Annotated in this window: 1 protein-coding gene and 1 pseudogene; one reads left to right on the top strand and one right to left on the bottom strand. The window is 65.5% G+C overall.

Annotated features, from left to right (window positions below):
* Window positions 1-153, bottom strand: a pseudogene (locus MOV74_RS38355) (peptide-methionine (S)-S-oxide reductase); the annotation flags it as partial.
* 261 nt (window positions 154-414) lie between these two features.
* On the opposite strand from MOV74_RS38355, the gene MOV74_RS38350 reads away from it, so the two are divergent.
* Window positions 415-1,356: tetratricopeptide repeat protein (locus MOV74_RS38350; RefSeq protein WP_246932734.1), on the top strand; the 942-nt coding region annotated here is incomplete at its 3' end.

The raw sequence follows: 1,356 nt of genomic DNA, 5'->3' as shown, positions 1-1,356 counted from the left end.
GACCACAGCGGTCTGGATCCCGCTCGCTGGTGCCGCGTCCATGGCGGGGGCGGGGATCACGACCGCGTCCTCCGCAGCCCGGGACGGCGCGGCAAAGGCAAGCGTCAGGGCGGTGGTGGCGGCCAGCAGGGAGGCGAGGGCAGGTCTGCGCATGGCGGATCCTCTTTCGGAAGGTCTGACAGTCTAGGGCGATCGGGGCCGGACGAACAGTTGTCCGGCCGCCCTTTCGCATCATGCGAGGTACGGACGCAGCCGCCGATTGTTACGGCGGGACGGACACGAGTCTGTGAAATGAGCCGCGCGGGACAGTCCGGCGACAGCCGCTTGGCGAGACCGGGAACTCCGCGCTAGATGAACCGGTGCGATCGATGATCGACTCAAGAAGAATTTGGTGGCTGGAGCAGGCCTGACAACATGCTGGGCGTCGTTTCACTGATCCTCGTCATCCTGGCCGCCGGCGTGTCGAGCGCCGCGGCGGACCCGCAAGCCGACGACCTCGCCACCTGCCGCGACCGCCAGGCGGAGGCGCAGGCCCGCGCCAGCGCCTGCGACAATCTGCTGAAGGTCGACAAGCTCGGCGGCAAGGACAAGGCGATCGCGCTCTCCGTGCGCGGCAACACGCTGATCAACAAGCGCGATTACGACCACGCGATCGAGACCCTGTCCATCGCGGTCGATCTCGATCCGGACTACGTCATCGCCCTCAACCTGCGCGGCCTTGCCTATGAGCGCAAGGGGCAGGATGACCTCGCCATGGCGGACTACAATCTCGCCCTCCAGAAGCGTCCTGCCTATGGTGTCCCCTACAACAATCGCGGCGTCATCCACGCGCGCAGAGGTGCGCTGCAAAGTGCGCTCGACGATTTCAGCCTGTCGATCAAGTACACGCCGAAATTCCTGCTCGCCTGGACCAATCGTGCCCGCGCGCGCACGCTGATGAAGGATTTCGACGGTGCGATCGCCGATTTTGCGGAGGCCGAGAAGATCGACCCGGCCGCACCGCAGATCGCCGGCAACCGCTGCATCACTTACGGCATGATGGGCAAGTTCGATCAGGCCTTTGCCGACTGCAACCGCCTGATCGAGAAACAGCCGAAGAACGTGTTCGCGGTCAACAATCGCGCCGACGTCAGCATGATGAAGGGCGACCTCGACGCCGCCCTGAAGGACTACAACACGGCCATCCAGATCAATCCGAACAATGTCCGCGCCCATTCCGGCCGCGGCCAGATCTATGAGATGAGACGCGATCTCGCGCAGGCGCGCGCCGACTATCGCGCGGCGGCCTATTCGCTGACGAAGTTCGACGAGCCCGACGTCGCGCGCGCCCGCGCCAAGGCGCAGGAGCGGCTCGCC

The sequence above is a fragment of the Bradyrhizobium sp. SHOUNA76 genome (genome assembly GCF_023006445.1).
In the GTDB taxonomy this organism is placed as follows: domain Bacteria; phylum Pseudomonadota; class Alphaproteobacteria; order Rhizobiales; family Xanthobacteraceae; genus Bradyrhizobium.
This window is presented reverse-complemented; position numbering and strand designations above follow the sequence as displayed.